General features: G+C 44.8%; 14 protein-coding genes and 1 riboswitch. Of the genes, 5 read left to right on the top strand and 9 right to left on the bottom strand.

Annotation, left to right across the window (positions count from 1 at the left end):
* Positions 1-93 precede the first annotated feature (93 nt).
* A complete protein-coding gene (locus BM271_RS05925; protein WP_046791054.1) occupies positions 94-960 on the top strand; it encodes a LysR family transcriptional regulator in 867 nt (288 codons plus the stop codon).
* Positions 961-1,024: 64 nt separating this feature from the next.
* Here BM271_RS05925 and BM271_RS05920 read toward each other — a convergent pair whose 3' ends face one another.
* The 6 genes from BM271_RS05920 to BM271_RS05895 all read right to left on the bottom strand — a co-directional run bounded on the left by BM271_RS05920 (position 1,025) and on the right by BM271_RS05895 (position 8,248).
* Complete coding sequence (locus tag BM271_RS05920; protein ID WP_046791055.1) at positions 1,025-1,204, bottom strand: hypothetical protein; 180 nt, start codon at positions 1,202-1,204, stop codon at positions 1,025-1,027.
* A gap of 65 nt (positions 1,205-1,269) precedes the next feature.
* The gene (locus BM271_RS05915) at positions 1,270-3,054 is read right to left on the bottom strand and encodes a S9 family peptidase (RefSeq protein ID WP_046791056.1); all 1,785 of its coding nucleotides are present in this window, start codon (positions 3,052-3,054) and stop codon (positions 1,270-1,272) included.
* A 127-nt stretch (positions 3,055-3,181) separates the two neighbouring features.
* Positions 3,182-5,215, bottom strand: a complete 2,034-nt coding sequence (gene ptsG / locus BM271_RS05910) for a glucose-specific PTS transporter subunit IIBC (protein WP_046791057.1) — start codon at positions 5,213-5,215, stop codon at positions 3,182-3,184.
* A gap of 113 nt (positions 5,216-5,328) precedes the next feature.
* On the bottom strand, positions 5,329-6,162 hold the full coding sequence (glcT, locus tag BM271_RS05905; protein ID WP_052749907.1) for a glucose PTS transporter transcription antiterminator GlcT: 834 nt from the start codon (positions 6,160-6,162) through the stop codon (positions 5,329-5,331).
* A gap of 96 nt (positions 6,163-6,258) precedes the next feature.
* On the bottom strand, positions 6,259-7,428 hold the full coding sequence (locus BM271_RS05900; RefSeq protein ID WP_052749908.1) for a M20 metallopeptidase family protein: 1,170 nt from the start codon (positions 7,426-7,428) through the stop codon (positions 6,259-6,261).
* Between the two features lie 145 nt (positions 7,429-7,573).
* Positions 7,574-8,248: a (Fe-S)-binding protein gene (locus BM271_RS05895; protein WP_052749909.1), complete on the bottom strand. Its 675-nt coding sequence runs from the start codon at positions 8,246-8,248 to the stop codon at positions 7,574-7,576.
* A gap of 311 nt (positions 8,249-8,559) precedes the next feature.
* Between BM271_RS05895 and BM271_RS05890 the strand changes: the two genes are divergently transcribed.
* The 4 genes from BM271_RS05890 to BM271_RS05875 all read left to right on the top strand — a co-directional run bounded on the left by BM271_RS05890 (position 8,560) and on the right by BM271_RS05875 (position 11,787).
* Positions 8,560-8,889 carry a winged helix-turn-helix transcriptional regulator gene (locus tag BM271_RS05890; protein WP_046791059.1) on the top strand — a complete coding sequence of 110 codons (330 nt, stop codon included), beginning with the start codon at positions 8,560-8,562 and terminating at the stop codon, positions 8,887-8,889.
* A gap of 190 nt (positions 8,890-9,079) precedes the next feature.
* A riboswitch (SAM riboswitch) is annotated at positions 9,080-9,181 on the top strand.
* Positions 9,182-9,279: 98 nt separating this feature from the next.
* On the top strand, positions 9,280-10,311 hold the full coding sequence (locus BM271_RS05885; RefSeq protein ID WP_046791060.1) for a methionine ABC transporter ATP-binding protein: 1,032 nt from the start codon (positions 9,280-9,282) through the stop codon (positions 10,309-10,311).
* Positions 10,301-10,951: a methionine ABC transporter permease gene (locus BM271_RS05880; protein WP_046791061.1), complete on the top strand. Its 651-nt coding sequence runs from the start codon at positions 10,301-10,303 to the stop codon at positions 10,949-10,951. Before BM271_RS05885 ends, BM271_RS05880 begins: the two co-directional genes overlap by 11 nt.
* 17 nt (positions 10,952-10,968) lie before the next feature.
* Entirely contained in the window at positions 10,969-11,787 is an 819-nt protein-coding gene (locus BM271_RS05875; protein WP_046791062.1) for a MetQ/NlpA family ABC transporter substrate-binding protein, read from the top strand.
* 48 nt (positions 11,788-11,835) lie between these two features.
* On the opposite strand, the gene BM271_RS05870 is transcribed toward BM271_RS05875, so the two are convergent.
* The 3 genes from BM271_RS05870 to BM271_RS05860 form a co-directional block, all read right to left on the bottom strand.
* Complete coding sequence (locus BM271_RS05870; RefSeq protein WP_046791063.1) at positions 11,836-13,002, bottom strand: MFS transporter; 1,167 nt, start codon at positions 13,000-13,002, stop codon at positions 11,836-11,838.
* Positions 13,003-13,114: 112 nt separating this feature from the next.
* Positions 13,115-14,536, bottom strand: a complete 1,422-nt coding sequence (locus BM271_RS05865) for an SLC13 family permease (RefSeq protein WP_046791064.1) — start codon at positions 14,534-14,536, stop codon at positions 13,115-13,117.
* A gap of 132 nt (positions 14,537-14,668) precedes the next feature.
* Positions 14,669-16,138, bottom strand: coding sequence for a glutamate synthase subunit beta (locus tag BM271_RS05860; protein ID WP_046791065.1), 1,470 nt, complete (start codon positions 16,136-16,138; stop codon positions 14,669-14,671).
* Positions 16,139-16,149 lie beyond the last annotated feature (11 nt).

Raw genomic sequence — 16,149 nt, 5'->3', positions numbered from 1 at the left:
CTTCATATTAGGAGAATACTTGACATAATTAAAATATATATTTTAAATGATAATCAATAGAAATTTTTTATTTCCAAAGAGGGGGGAGCAATTATGAATGAAAAAGACTGGCAGCTGCTGACGGTCCTTTACGAAGAAAGAAATATTACAAAAACTGCGAAGAAACTCTATCTATCACAACCTTCTCTTACATATCGGATCAAACAGCTGGAAAAAGAGTTCGATATTACACTTCTGCATCGGGGGAATAAAGGAATCACGTTTACCAGCGAAGGGGAATACATCGTCAAATATGCCGAAAGAATGATAAAAGAACTCCGAGACACTCATGATGGACTGGCAAATATGAGTGATACTTTGAAAGGCACACTTCGTCTGGGAGCATCCAGTAATTTCGCATTTTATGAGCTGCCGTCGATTCTGGAAGGATTTATAGAACGTCATCCAAACATAGATGTCCAGCTTAAGACAGGCTGGAGTTCCGATATTATTGACCAGTTGAAAGAGGAATCCATTCATGCAGCTTTTATCAGAGGAGAAGTAAAATGGAGAGGCAGCAAAATTCTGATTAATGAAGAATATATGAGTGTGGTTTCAAGAGATAAAATAAAATTGGAAGATCTGCCTGATTTGAACTATATAAAGTATCATACAGACCCTCTTTTGAAAAACACTTTTGATGACTGGTGGGTGAAAAACTTCGACAGTCCAGCTCATGTATCCATGGAAGTCGACCGCATAGAAACATGCAAAGAAATGGTTAAAAAAGGACTCGGTTATTCACTGATGCCAAACATCAGCCTTCGTGGGGAAGATCATCTGCATACATTGGATATGAAGATAGATGGGGGGAAAATTACAAGAAGTTCCTGGTTATTATATAAAGAAGAAATGCTGGATTTGAAAATGATAAAGAGTCTAAATAGTTTCGTTAAGAAATATTATCATTTAGACGGCTGATGAGCTTTTTCATTGTGCGTCCACACTGTTTCCCCATAAAAATAGCCCGGCAACGCCGGGCTGTCTAAATAGCACTGAAAATACCGCGTATAAATCTGAGTATCAGACCAACTGTTCCGAGAAACGCTTCGAACATTACTGAATACCAGGCATCTTTTTTCCAGGAATCGTGCATTTCCGGCGGCTTCTCCGCTTCTTTGTCCAACTCGCGTCGCGTAATATCCCATTCGGATTCCCGTTGCATGCTATTCGCCCCCTGTAAGTATATCTTAGTGACCTATACCCCAATTATCAGGAATTACTGTCGGCTTAATGATGTTTTTCCAGGAAACCAAGCATTGTCTTATAGACTTTGATTTCGTTTTCCTTTTTAGAGAAGCCATGTCCCTCATCTTCAAGCACCAGGTATTCCACTTCCCGGCCGGCATTCTCCAGTTTTTTGACAATCTGATCGGATTCTTCTTTAACAACCCTGGGATCCTTCGCTCCCTGTATGACGAGCATGGGGTTTGTCATTGTATCCAGGTATGTCACTGGAGAATCTACAGTGAATTTTTCAATATCCCGCTCCGGGTCGCCGACCCATCGTTCCATGATCGGCTTCCAGTGTTCAGGTACTGAATTGTAAAACGTGAACAGATCGGAAACCCCGAATATATCCACTACTGCCCTGAAATACTCAGGGTGCCTGCCGTGCAGCAACAGTGCCATATAGCCGCCATAGCTGCCGCCCACCAGGAACAGTTTTTCAGGGGATGAAATATCGTTGTCAAAGAGCCATTTCACCCCTTCAACATTGTCCAATCTTGGTCCTTCACCCCAGTCCTGCTCCACCATTTTCACAAAGCTTGCTCCATATCCGGTACTGCCCCTGAAGTTCGGACAGAAGATATTATAGCCTCTGTTCAAAAACATCTGGAACATCGCCCGATAGAATTTTCTTTCTGCCGCCTGAGGACCTCCGTGCGGCCAGAATATCGTATAGCCGTTGCTGTTCTCCTCTTTTGCTCTGAACAGCAGCGCTTCAATCTCCAGGCCGTCATACGATGCATACTTTATAATCTCGGGATCGGACATATCTTTTTCAGTGACTCCGAGCACCCGGTTTTCCGTCAGTCTGTCCCAGGATCCCCCGTCGTATTTCCATATATTGAACGGCGAGACAGCACTGCCGGCCAGCACAAAAACATCACCATTTTTCGTTGTCGTGCACTGCCCTATCGATTCAAAAGGCACATCAATCCTGTCACTCCTCTGTGTATTTAAATCGTAATAATAAAAATGATCCACAACCCCATTTTCCGTGATCAGATACAGTTTGTTCCTGTCTTTATTGAAAATGATGGAAGTAATCGATTCATCACCGAAATCCATCACTTTGGAAAATTCCTTTTTTGTCAGATTATATTTCGCCAGATAGGAATATTCACTCTCGTAGTTCGTTTGAAACCACACTTCGTCATCACTGACGAAGTTGATGTCGCCCACCGTATGCACAGTATCCTTTTCCGGAGTGACGAATACTTCTCCATCCTCAGTCTGGATCATACCCAGGATGTAAGTGTTGGCATACAATTTCATATAGGCGATTTTTCTTTCATCAGGAGACACATCCTCGATAAACGTTGCTGCATCATCACCCTCAAAAAGCAAGGTATGCTCCGATGTTTCCAGATTATAGACTTTAGAGTTCAGGAAACTCTCATTGCCTTTTGAAGTAGTGTAATAGATTTTATCACCGTTTTCAGACAGTCGGCCAAAGTAGTACTTTTCTTCAGGTTCTCCGGTGATAAGCGGCTGCGGTATTCCACCGTCCGGCCCGATGGCATAGATCTGATAATTCTCGTCCCCGTCCTGATCGAAACCCGCCAAAACAAATCTCCCATCAGGGTCATATTTCACAAAATTCGTCGATTCATTTTTCTGTGAGAATAAATATGGGTACCTCTTATTCACATCCATCGCCCAAATGTTCATCTTCCCATTAAGATTCGTACTGAAAAACAACTTTTTCCCGTCCGGACTCACACTGAAGTTACTGATCGTATAAGAAGTAAAATACTGCTCGACGGTCGGTTTTGGAAATTCTATCATTACTGCATCCCCTTTTCATCAATAGAATATTTGCACCTCCAATTTTAGATGAGCCTTCAGAGAGATACAACAGATAACAAAAACACACCCGGATGCGAAAATAGCTCCGGGTGTGTCTGAATGAAAATTATTTAATATTGATCACGATATCATCATTTGAAACTGCGCCGTTTTCTCTGGCAGCAATCTCAGTGCCTGACGGCCCTGTAATAATGATTGGCGTAATGTCACTCTTGGCGTTTTCTCTGATATAGTCCAAGTCCACTTCCATCAGGACATCGCCTTTTTTAATTTTATCGCCCGCCGCAACTTTCAGGTCGAAACCTTCGCCTTTAAGGTTGACGGTGTCGAGACCGAAGTGGATGAGAAGTTCCAATCCACCTTCATTTACTAGACCAAGTGCGTGTTTGGTCGGGAAGTCTGTAACGACTTCACCGTCGAATGGTGCTCTTACCGTACCGTTTATCGGTTTGATTGCGATACCGTCACCCATCATTTTTTCACTGAATACCTGATCCGGCACTTCAGAAAGATCTACGGCTTCCCCTTCGATTGGAGAATAGATATCTTTATTTTCATCCGTCATGATCTGTGATGTCGCTTCGCTTACACTTTCATTGTCTTCTGTCACTGTTGTTTCTTCCGGTGATTTGATGCTGCCGTCCATAATCTGTTGCATATCATGCTTGATCTGGTCGGATTTCGGACCGAAGATCGCCTGCATGTTATTGCCGACTTTCATCACCCCGGAAGCGCCGAGTGCTTTCAGTTCCGCTTCGTTGACTGAACCTGTGTCTGCAACTTCGACACGGAGTCGTGTGATACATGCATCAAGATGTTTGATGTTTTCTTTACCGCCCATTGCTGTAAGAACATTGAATGGAAGTTCCTGTACTGTAGAAGATGTTGCGGCTCTCTCTTCATCTTCACGTCCAGGTGTTTTCAGATTCAATACCTGAATCAGAACGCGGAAAAGTACGTAGTAGATAACTGCGTAAACGGCACCGACTACCAGTACCCACCACCATTCGGTTCTATTCTGCAGAATACCGAACAGGAAGAAGTCGATGAATCCGCCTGAGAATGTATAACCCAGATTCAAATCAAGCAGGTACAGAATCAGGAAGCTGAGTCCATCCAGCAGTGCGTGAAGTACATAAAGAATTGGTGCAACAAACAGGAATGAGAACTCAAGCGGTTCAGTAATGCCTGTCAGGAAACTCGTCAGTGCACCGGATGCCATGATACCTGCAACATATTTTTTATGCTGCGGTTTAGCTGTATGGTACATTGCAAGTGCTGCTGCCGGCAGACCGAACATCATTACCGGGAATTCGCCCTGCATGAAGTTACCTGCCGTAAGTTCCACACCGTCACGTATTTGTGCAAAGAAGATGTTCAAATCACCACGTACAACTGATCCGGCTGCGTCTGTATACGTACCAAACTCGAACCAGAATGGTGCATGGAAGATATGGTGCAGACCAAATGGAATGAGCAGTCGTTTGATCATACCGAATGCGAATACACCGATCGCTGTATTTTCTTCCATCAGCCAAAGTGATACTTCGTTCAGGCCCGTCTGAATTGGCGGCCAGATGACAAACATGACCAGACCAATGATGAATGAGAATACTGCTGTAACAATCGGAACGAAACGTTTACCGGCAAAGAATCCTAAAAATGCCGGCAGATTGATATTATAGTATTTGTTATATGCCCAGGCAGACAGAACCCCGATGATGATACCGCCGAAGACTCCTGTCTGTATTGTCGGTACGCCGAGTACTGCTGCATATGCCGGGTTTTCTCCGGCCATTTCAGGTGTAACACCTGCAATCTGGCCCATTGTCACGTTCATGATCATATAACCGACGAATGCTGCAATCGCTGCAACACCGTCGCCTTTCGCAAGACCCACTGCTACACCAAGTGCGAACAGCAGGGCCAGGTTATCGAATACGACGCCGCCTGCAGCCTGAAGCATATCAGATAAAGCAACCAGCCATCCTGCTTCCAGGAAAGGCAGCCAGTCTATCATTGCTTCTGTCTGCATTGCGGCACCGATACCGAGCATCAGACCGGCAGCCGGCAAAATCGCGACCGGCAGCATGAGTGCCTTACCAATGCGTTGAAGCTGTCCAAAGAGCTTCTTAAACATAATACTTCCCCCTAAAATATAAATTTATAAAGAATCAACAGAAAAAGGGCATGAGTATACAGGTATAGTTAAATAAACCATTCCTATAAACTCATGCCCTTGCGGTAACACGTCTATTTAGAATAATGCTCGAAATGTTGTATATGCATTGTCAAATAAACAACTTCAGAATCGTAGACTTTCCTCTGAAGTTTATTCTGTATCATCTTTACTATTTTCACTGCTATATTATAGCATACCGGATATTGCACTTTCAACAGTGAATCGAATTGTTCCTGCGTCGGTACACTTTCACCGTTCATCACACGCTGCACACAAAAACTGATATGGCGGACAAATCTGTCGTACTGTATGGAACTCTGATCCACTTTGGTATCGAGACCATATTCAATCATTGTAATCGCCTGATGCACTACTTCCGACAAGACATTCATATCTCTCAGAGAGCGGTTGTATATGGATGAATGTACATGGAGGGCGATGAACCCCACTTCCGCTTCGGGCAGGTGGATGCCGTATTTCCGGTTGAACATATCCACGACCGCTTCAGCTATTTTATATTCCTTCGGATAAAGGGCCTTCGTTTCATTGACGAAGGGATTTGCCATCTCGATCCCCTCTTCCATCCGTTTCATCGCGAAAAGCAGATGATCGGTTAAAGAAAGCAGAATCCTGTTGTTCAACTTCTCGGAAGTCATGTCATCGATAAGTTCTATGGCCTCCAAAGTGGACTGGAACAATGTTTCATCCGCCATGGTAAGCAAGGTCTGATATCTGCTGGTATCCTGCTGCCCTTCAAGTTTATATACTTTATCCGCCTCGCCGATTTCGAGTGTGTCTCCGGTTTTCTTGTTAAAACCGACGCCTCTGCCGATAAGAACGACCTCTTCAAATTCATCTCTGCCTATGACAACATTGTTGTTTAAAGCCTTTTCTACAGTGACCACTATATATCCCACTTTCTTTTTCTGCTAGTTCAAATATATAGGAGGTCATGCCGACTTACAAGAATCTTTAACAATAAAAAAGCCGGAATACCGGCTTTATTTTTTCTTCGCTCCTGTTGCAAAGTTGACGAGCGCATTGATTGCTGTTTTCATGCTCTTTTCAGAGAATACCACTTCAGGGCTGTGAAGCGAATATCCGCTTTCTTTTACATCCTTCATTTTTGTGCCGACACGGAATGCCGCACCGACATAGTCCTGCATATAGAAGGCAAAATCTTCAGATCCCATGGAAGGCTCTTTAAGTTCATGGAACACAGAAGGATCGCCGCAGTTTATAAAATCTTCAACAAGTTCCTGGTTGTTGATGACCGGCGGGCAGTATTTACTGTACTCTATGTCATAGCCCGCATCCGACATCTCGGTCAGATCCTTCGTATATTCTTCAATCATATTCTTCGCGAGTTTGATGGATTGTTCTGAGAAACTGCGGATTGTCCCTCCGAAGGAACATTCACCCGGAATGACGTTATTCTTTTCTCCGGCATCTATCTGGCCGACTGTGATGACCACCGGTGTTGCCGGATCGTTGAATCTTGAAGCGATACCCTGGATGAACTGGATGATATTCGATGCCAGATAGATCGGATCTGCTGTAGTGTCAGGGTGTGCAGCGTGTCCGCCTTTTGCTGTCAATTTCAAATTGAATCCTGTTGATCCTGCCATCATATCCTCTTCCCTGTAGCCGATCAACCCCTCTTCCAAAGTAGGCCATGTATGGAACATGATTATCTTATCTACAGGTATTTCAAGCCGTTTAAGCTCTTCTTTAATATATTTAGCCCCACCCAGAACTTCTTCAGCGGGCTGGAAAATGAATACGATATTGTATTTCAAGTCATCATACATATCATTGATCACTTTCGCGAACCCATATACGATACTCGTATGGATATCGTGACCGCAGGCGTGCATGACCCCTTCATTTTCCGATTTGAAATCGAGGTTTGTCATTTCTGTAACCGGCAGGGCGTCCATGTCTCCCCTCACCCCGATGTAATCATATGACGGATCTTTTTCAAGCACGCCGATCAGACCAGTTTTTTCACTCAAGTCATAAAACTTTATCTGTGTATCTTCCAAGCCGTTTTCTATAAGGTTCGTCGTCTGGAATTCTTTGAAACTCAGTTCAGGCTCCCTGTGAAGCCTCCTCCTGAAATTGATGATATGTTCCAGATGAGTGTCTATCACTTCGTCTTTGACAGTCATTATTAAACCACCTTTTCGATTTATATATTAAATCTTCATATAATACTAATATCCGTTAAAGATTGTATTAAACGTGGATGGCCTTCAATGGCTTAGCTCCCAAATAAAAAAGCTGAAAGATTATATAAACCTTTCAGCCCGGAAATTATTGATTAGATGCGATTCCGCATGATTCCGCAACCACTTCAACGATATGTTTCACTTCAATCGGGTCACTTATACCGCTCAATTCATCATTGGAAGTTGCTGGGTTGTGCCGTTCCGCATGGGAAGTGATAATCAAATCGGGTTCTGGAGACTCCACTTCATCTTTTTTCATTTCAATATAGTTCAAACCGGGAATCTGTTTGATGATTTTCACCGGTTCTTCAAATACCTTCTGCTCATTTGACATCTTTTCCGGGTATTCGTACACAGCAGTCCTCTCCACTTCATGTATGAACTCGAGTTTCGCCATATCCATGATATCCGAAATATCCCTGACTTTATCTGTAAATCTTTTCGCCCGTTCATACCACGCCGTCCCCGGAACGAACAATTTGTCATATTCATTTAAAGCTGTGCCGGGTCCTCCGATTGTATTGACTATATAGTCAAAGCCATGCTTTTCACAGGCTTCAATATTTTTCATGGCAAGTTCCAATGTCATATCAAATTCCTCCGTGCTGTCATGCACAAGCTTGTGCCCTGTCCAGTCATTCACATGTGTCACTTTCACATTGCCCGCTTCCATAATTTTAATCACCAGTGCATTGATATCAGTGAACACCGGATCTACTACAGACCCTTGAAAAAACCCGACAGAGATATTTTGTTCCATCTAATCCTCCCCTTTCCAAAATCAGGAATACGCTTACATTGATTCATAAAAAAATATTAATCATTCATTATAATTTTTCATTTATAACACCGTCTTCATTTTGTATACGCTTTCATTATACCCTGAAAAATGGTTAATTACCAAACTATTTATAGTGAAATTCTGAACATTATATGACAAAATTCATCAGAATTATAAAAAATCCTTAAAATTTTGAAATTTATATATTTTTTAAAGTTTAGTCAGCCAAAGTACATTCATTTGTAAAAATACTATCGCTAGGGTTATAATGTTCTGCAAGGAGTGATTAAATGGATACTTCAATCTGTCCAAAATTTGAAAATGCCATGGGCGTTATCGGTCAGAGATGGACGGGTCTGATTATCTTTCAATTGATTGATGGGCCTAAACGTTTCTGTAACCTTGAATCTTCCATGGGTGTAAGCGGCCGTGTACTTTCCGAACGTCTGAAGTCGCTTGAATCCGAAGGTATTGTTGAACGCGAAGTTTATCCGGAAACACCGGTGAGAATAGAGTACAAACTGACTGAAAAAGGTAAAGCGATTGAACCGTTTATGAATGAACTTCAAAAATGGGCTGAAGAATGGTGCGAACCGAAGCAAAAACTTCAGGAAGTATAACCGAATAACTGGACTTTGAACCTGCACTTTTATTTCAGTGCAGGTTTTTTACGAGCAGTATGTCTTATCACCTTTATATATTCTAAGTTGTCATTCTTTTTTAAATATTTGTTGATTTATAATCGGTTCTCTGCTAAACTTCTATATACGTTATTAGATATAGCCTGATCAAACAATTACATACGATTATTTCTTATCAAGAGAAGCAGAGGGACTGGCCCGATGAAGCTTCGGCAACAACTCACCCGAGTGATGTGCCAAATCCAGCAGGCGGAAGCCTGAAAGATGAGAAGAACTATTTTTATAGATATATAAATCCAAGTCCTTCTCCACTACAAGAGAGGGACTTTTTTTATATCTCAAAACAGATGAAATTAAGGAGATATACATATGATCGAATTTAGGAATCTGGAAAAGTCTTTTGAAGGGAAACATGGTGCCGTCCATGCTTTGAAAGATATAAACCTCACAGTTGAAAAAGGTGCGATCTACGGAGTGGTCGGATTCAGCGGTGCCGGAAAAAGTACGCTGATCAGATGTGTCAATTACCTGGAGCAGCCGACCGCAGGCAGTGTGATCGTTGACGGCTCCGACCTGACGCAAATTTCTACCAGGGAAATAAGGAGTGTCAAAAAGAAGATCGGCATGGTCTTCCAGCACTTTAACCTGCTGAACTCAAAGACGGTCTACGCCAATGTCGCCATGCCCCTCATCCTCGATAATACGCCGAAAGCGAAAATCAGGGAACGTGTCACGGAACTGCTTGATTTTGTCGGCCTTGGTGATAAGGCTAAAATGTATCCGGATCAGCTGTCAGGCGGTCAGAAACAAAGGGTGGGGATTGCACGCGCCCTGGCAACACAGCCTTCGATACTCTTATGTGATGAAGCGACCTCGGCACTCGATCCGCAAACGACGGATTCTATACTCAATTTGCTCAGGAAAATCAATGAAGAATACAACATCACCATTCTGCTGATCACCCACGAGATGGCGGTAGTCAGAGAAATATGCAACAGGGTCGCTGTGATGGAAGACGGAAATGTAATTGAAGAAGGTACAGTCTTTGAAATCTTCTCAAACCCGCAGACCGCCACTGGTAAAAACTTCGTCAACACTGTGATGCATACAGAAATTCCAAAATACGTAACAGAGATGATTGAAAATGGCTCAGACAGCACTGATGTCTACCGGATCAACTTCGTCGATCATTCCGCCGGCAGACCGTTCCTGTCCCAGATTTCAAAGAAATTCGATCTGGATGTCAATGTCCTTTTCGGAAACATTACAGAACTGCAGGGAGTGCCGTTCGGCAACCTGATCGTGAGATTTCAGGGGGATGGAAGTGAAGTCACCAAAGCCCTCTCCTATCTGGAAGAGAACAAAATCGTCTATAACGAGGTGAATACTAATGCTGGTTAACCAGGAACAGATTTTAAGTGCAGTCATTGAAACGATCCAGATGGTCACAGTCTCCTTCCTGTTCTCCATACTGCTCGGACTCCCGCTCGGAATTGCACTATTTGTTACGAGAAAAGGTCAGATTCTTGAAAATAAAGCCCTTTTCGGCATTTTAAACGTCGTCATCAATACATTCAGATCCATACCGTTCATCATTCTGCTTGTGGCAATCATACCGTTCACGCGACTTGTCGTCGGTACTTCCATCGGGACGGCGGCGGCCATCGTTCCCATGATTGTATACGCCGGTCCGTATATCGCGAGGCTCGTTGAAAGCTCCCTGCTCGAAGTGGATGACGGTGTCCTTGAGGCGGCAGACGCAATGGGCGCAACACCGTCTCAGACGATTTACCGGTTTTTATTACCTGAAGCACTCAGCTCGCTCGTCGTGAACTTCACAATCGCCACCATAGGACTGATCGGGGCGTCTGCCATGGCCGGGACTGTCGGCGGCGGCGGTGTCGGCGATCTCGCCATCACTTATGGCTACCAGCGCTTCGATACGGTGACTATGGCCATTACAGTCATTATCCTCATCGTCATGGTGCAGGGGCTGCAATCACTCGGAAACTTCCTGTCGCGTGTTGTAGGAAGAAGATAAAAAAGGAGAAGATATTTATGAAGAAAACCATTTTACTCACATTCATTCTGGCACTGTCCGCAATTCTTGGAGCATGCGGAGGCGGCGGAGAAGAAACGGTCAAAGTCGGAATCAGCGGCACAGACACATCCACTTGGGATTTCGTCGCTGAAAAAGCAGCGGAAGAAGGCATCAACATTGAAATCATTTCATTCAATGACTACGTCCAGCCGAATACTGCACTTGCAGATGGTGAGCTCGACATCAACTCGTTCCAGACAGTCGCCTACTTTGACGAATTCATCGAAGCGCGTGATCTGGATCTCGCTCCGATTGCGACTACATACCTCGCACCAATGGGACTCTATTCCGATTCACTTGCAAACCCGGAAGACATTCCTGATAACGGGAAAATCGCATTGCCCAACGACGTGTCCAACCAGGGTCGTGCTCTGATGCTGCTGGAAGATGCCGGACTGCTCACACTTGTCGAAAACTATGACGGCCTCGGTTCAATTTCAGAAGCTGTTGTAGAAAACCCTAAAAACCTGGAGCTCGTTGAAACAGCACCTGCCCAGATTCCAAGGGCACTCGGTGATGTGGATGCCGGCATCATCAATAACGGCATCGCAAGAGATGCCGGATTCAATCCTGTGGAAGATTCAATCTATCATGAAGATGAAACAGCTACAGACTATGTCAACATCATTGCATCAAGAAGCGAAGATACAGATAACGAAACACTGCAGAGAGTTGCCGAACTCTTCCAGGAAGAGGATACGAAACAGTTCATCGAAGAAGAACATGAAGGCTCCCTCATCCCTGCATTCCTGCCGCTTGAAGAAATCGGCTGGTAATTTTAAAAACCTTCCGGATCACATCCGGAAGGTTTTTTCGTACTACTATTATGCACTTTTTGATTCGTATCTTCCGTAAACGAAATAATAAACAAGAAGACCGAGTGCGACCAGTATGACCATGGAGCTGTACAGACCACTGTAGCCGAGTGACGGTACGAGCACTCCGAGTATATAGGATCCCACTCCGAGTCCGAAATCCAGTGCGATGAAGTATGTCGATGTCGCAAGTCCCACATTTTTTACATCTGCAACTTTGATGCAGAGCGCCTGTGATATGGACTGGAAGTTCCCGTATCCGAAACCGATCAGCACACCGGAGAGCAGCAGCATGAATCCGGAACTCGTCTGTCCGAGCACCAGATAGCCGACAGCAAGTACGATCAGTGATGGATACATTACCACGTTCGCCCCTTTCTGGTCCATGATCCTGCCGGTTATCGGCCGAGTAATCAGAATGATGATTGCGTAGACCAGGAAGAAATAGGATGAAGCTGCCACAAGACCCTGCTCCTCTGCAAACAGGGCGATGAACGACAGCACTGTCGAATATGCCATGCAGATGAAGAGCACGACGATGCCGACGGGCATTGCCTTTTTATCGATCCATTCGAACTTCGGTTTCGGTTCTTTTGTCAGATCGACTGTCGTATTATCCGTCCTGACAAAGATGGTGAATACACTTGCAATCAGCACGAGTATGAATACGATCAGGAACAGCATCTGATAATCGATGAACCGCAGCAGGTAAAATGCCATGAATGGTCCCAATGCAGTCGCGATTACAAAGCTCAGGCTGAAATAGCTGATGCCCTCCCCTCTTCTGCTCTTCGGCAGGGCGAGGGCTGCAAGGGTTCCGACTGCGGTGGTGGCCACACCGTTTGATAGCCCGTTGAAGAATCTCACTATCAGGAGCAGTGTCAGATTGTCTGCGAAAAAGTATAATCCATATGTAATGACGAACATGACTGTCCCGATATACATGATCTTCTTGGCGCCGACCAGACTCAGCTGATGACCGGTCAGGATTCTGCCGATCAGAGAGCCCACGATGAAGATGCCTGCCACGAGCCCCGCAGTACTGGTGGATATTCCGAATTCTTCAACTGCGTATCCGCTGATTGTCACCATGAGCAGGAACATTGCGAGCATGATGAAGAAATTGAAGATGAATACTATGATGAAATCTTTTGTCCATAGACGTTCTTTTGCCATTCAACCATTCCTTAAACTAATAAAATATGCACTTTTCAATTATATCTGCATCATATCATATTGCACTTTATAACTCCCGATGTTTTTCACTCTGCAACTTCACATTTCACCGTCACCAAAATATCCAGTAGAAAGATGCGGCAAGGATTGAAATGACAAGAAAGGTAAAGCTTGAAAAAGCAGCCATAATATAATGGTCCTTCCTGCTCAAAACCCCTTCTTTGAATGCAAAATATAATGTCGGCGAATGGATCGGCAGAATATTCGTACCACCGATGATCATGATGACAATGAAAGCCAGGCTGAGGGCCGGGATTCCGGTCATGTCCGCATAAGATAGCATGACGGGGAATATTACGATGACAGCAGATGTCGGAACGATGAAAATCATGCGGAATAAGAACACGATGACAGTAACGATGACGATGTTCAGGGTCATCGCAGCATTTTCAGGGACCAGCCTGAGCAGCTGTTCTGCAATCATGCGTGCCGTGCCGTTCTGATCCAATATCACACCGATGGACAGCGAGGCGCCGATAAGCAGGAAGTTCTCCCAGTTGAATGCACGTATATCTTCATTGGTGATCAGTTCGATTTTCGGCAGGGCATATATGACTGTAAGAATCATGGGCGGCAGTAAAGTCGGTACTGTCCCGGAGTCCGTAAAGATCCATGTAGCTATCATCAGAGTAAATGTAGCAATGACAAACCAGAACATTTTCGTTGCCTTGTATTCATCGTGGTCTGTGACTTGTGTATTTTCATCCGGTGTGAAGTCCTTTGTGCTCTCTGACGGATATGAAAGTTTCAGATAAAACCATGAAAATACACTTGTAATAATCAATGCGCACCACAGCGGCGGCGCAATGATCAAAAACCAGCTGATCCAGCTGAGGTCCGCCACCCCGTAATCTTTCAGCAGCTGAGCTGCAAGCACAGGATAACCACCGCCGGTATAGACGATCATTGTGCTGTTCTGATTAACCAATCCTGTGACATACATTGCATATTTCCTGAATACACTCCCTTCTGAAAATTGAAAGGCATCATTCAGTCCGTTCACAAAAGGCAGCACCGTTTTCAGCCGTGCGAATGCCGAAGGCATCATTACGGGCAGCAGGGACATGAACAGCGGAAGTATCAGTGCAATCTTTTTAGGGGAGATGTTTTTTATTTTCAGGATTTTTGAAGTAATCACCTTGTCTGCATCTGTCTTGATGAGCACCTGGCTCAATACGGAAAGGATCAGTATGAAATAAAGGGCAGAAGAAAGAAACCCGGCCATCGCATCTTCGACCGAGTCTGTCAAATTCATAATGATGATCATTGCCAGTATCAATATACTTGCTGCACCGGTCGGCATTTTCGAAACCGTCCATAAATATATGGCCAGCAGCAGGAGCACCACGGTCCTTTGCTGTTCCGGATTGAAGTTCTGCAGTACCGTATCCGGGGCCACCACCGAAAAAAGAATGATGCCTGTGATGAACGCTGCGTGCATCGACCGGTTGGCGTATCTCCTTTTAAATGTCATACCCATCACCTGTCCCGAGTTGGATACGTGTCATTTCCCAGATGCCACTTCTTTTGTGATTACCCTTTTTCCGTCATTTGGAACCGCATAATAAAAGCAGGATGCCGATTGGTATCCCGCTTGTAAAAACTATCATCCTGTTTTATGGAACATTTTATTCTGAACGGCAAATTTATGCGCCGCTTTGGCAACCCCGCGTCCTTCTTTGATCGCCCACACAACCAGGCTCTGGCCGCGTCTTGCATCTCCTGCCGCAAACACTTTTTTTCTGTTTGTCTTATAGTTCTCTTCATCCGCGGCTATCTTGTTCTGTTCCATATGGAGGTTGAACGCTTTCGGCAGTTCGCTCTCCACACCTTCAAATCCGATGGACAGCAGTATCAGATCAGCCTTGAAATATCTTTCCTGATCTTCGAGTGTCATGCCGGAAAGGGAATGCTGGCCAAGAACTTGTGTATTGACCCCTTTTAAATCACCAATGATGTCCACATCGTATGCCATCGTCTGCACGCCGTAGGCCCTCGGCTCGAGGCCGAACTTCTCCTGGTACTCTGCATGGGCATAGTCCAGTTTGAATGTCTGCTTACTGAGCGGCCATGACGGATTCCCTTCTATTTCGTCAGGGAGACGATCATATTTATTGAATTGGAATACCGATTTGCAGTCTTCACGGAGAGCCATGGCAACACAGTCTGCACCAGTATCTCCACCCCCGATGACGATGACATGTTTACCTTCTGCCGTGATCGAAGGTTCCTCGATTTCATCAAACTGATATTTCGTCTGCTCCGTCAGATAATCCATCGCAAACTGGATATCACGGCTCTGGCGCCCTTCAAGCTTCAGATCCCTCTGTTTTCTCGCACCGACTGCGATGATGATGGCGTCATACTGTGCGTCAAGCGTGTCGTAAGTGACATCTTTGCCCACATTCACATCACAGATGAAATTAATGCCCGCTTCTTCCATGACCTCTATACGTCTTTCAACAACCGCCTTATCGAGTTTCATATTCGGGATACCGTATCTCAAAAGGCCACCCGGTTTGACGTCGCGTTCATAGACATCCACATCATGTCCCCATGAATTCATCTCATCCGCAGCAGTGAGCCCGGCAGGTCCGCTGCCGATGATCGCGATACGTGTACCCAGACGATGCTTCGGTCTCCTCGGTTTTACCCAGCCCTGCATGTACGCCTCATCAATGATTGTACGCTCTATGCCTTTGATTGCCACAGGTTCGCTGTTGATGGACAGCACACATGAAGATTCACACGGCGCCGGGCAGACACTGCCCGTAAATTCCGGAAAGTTATTCGTTTCTGAAAGACGTTGGTAGGCTTCCCTGAAGTCCCCCTCGTGGACCAGGTCATTCCATTCAGGGATATAATTTCCGATCGGACAGCCGACAGTCTCTTTGCCGACACTTGTGCCGGTCTGGCAGAACGGAGTACCGCAATCCATGCACCGCGCGCCCTGCTCACTCGCATCATCATTGCAGAAGCGGTGCTGAAAGGCATCATAGTTTCCGATCCTTTGTTTCAAGTCTTCCTCTCCCTGTTTCTTTCTTTCATACTTTAAAAACCCTTTGAATTCACCCATATGGCAGTGCT

This window comes from Salinicoccus halodurans, assembly GCF_900114445.1.
Lineage (GTDB): Bacteria > Bacillota > Bacilli > Staphylococcales > Salinicoccaceae > Salinicoccus > Salinicoccus halodurans.
Note: the sequence above shows the minus strand (reverse complement) of the source record. Positions and strands in the feature narration are given on the sequence as shown.